Annotated in this window: 1 protein-coding gene; it reads right to left on the minus strand. The window is 65.2% G+C overall.

All coding sequences use genetic code 11. The features are described 5' to 3' along the window. Positions 1-160: 160 nt before the first annotated feature. Positions 161-1,023, minus strand: an 863-nt coding sequence (gene preA, locus EOD07_RS35595; RefSeq protein ID WP_127238451.1) for an NAD-dependent dihydropyrimidine dehydrogenase subunit PreA, incomplete at its 5' end; no start/stop codon positions are given.

Raw genomic sequence — 1,023 nt, forward strand, 5'->3', positions numbered from 1 at the left:
GAGAGGGGGGACGCCCTCTGCGAAGCCAAAACCGGTCAAGGACAAGGCGCAGCGAAAAAAGCAATCAAGGGCTCGGCGGTGTCCAACCGCTGCGAAAGCCCCTCTCCGTCCCGGCTTCGCCGGGCCACCTCTCCCCACTTTCGTGGGGCGAGGAACCCAGCTACTCCGCCGCCACCTTGGCCATCGGATTGTTGGGGTGCGTCGTCCAGTTGGCGTAGATCGGCGACACCGGCTTGCCGGTGCGCTGGTCCATCGCGCCGGCCGCCAGCGGCTCCATGGTGATGCAGCCTTCGACCGGGCAGACATTGACGCACAGATTGCAGCCGACGCATTCGGCCTCGATCACCTCGAAATGCCGAACGCCGTCGACCATGTTGGTGATCGCCTGGTGCGAGGTGTCCTCGCAGGCGATGTGGCAGCGGCCGCATTTGATGCAGGCGTCCTGGTCGATATGCGCCTTGGCGACATAGTTGAGGTTGAGATACTGCCAGTCGGTGACGTTGGGCGTGGCGCGGCCGATGATGTCGGAGAGCGACGCGTGGCCTTTCTCGTCCATCCAGTTCTCCAGGCCGGCGATCATCTCCTGCACGATCTTGAAGCCGTAGGTCATCGCCGCCGTGCAGACCTGCACGTTGCCGGCGCCGAGCGCCATGAATTCGGCCGCGTCGCGCCAGGTGGTGATGCCGCCGATGCCCGAGATCGGCAGGCCACGGGTTTCGGGATCGCGCGCGATCTCGGCCACCATGTTCATGGCGATCGGCTTCACCGCCGGGCCGCAATAGCCGCCATGCGAGCCCTTGCCGTCGATGGTCGGCTGCGGCGCGAAACTGTCGAGATCGACGCCGGTGATCGAGTTGATCGTGTTGATCAGCGACACCGCGTCGGTGCCGCCGGCATGCGCGGCCCGCGCGGGCTTGCGGATGTCGGTGATGTTCGGCGTCAGCTTGGTGATGACCGGCATGCGCGTATACTGCTTGCACCAGCGCACGACCATCTCGATATATTCCGGCACCTGGCCGACAG

This window comes from Mesorhizobium sp. M2C.T.Ca.TU.002.02.1.1, assembly GCF_003997225.1.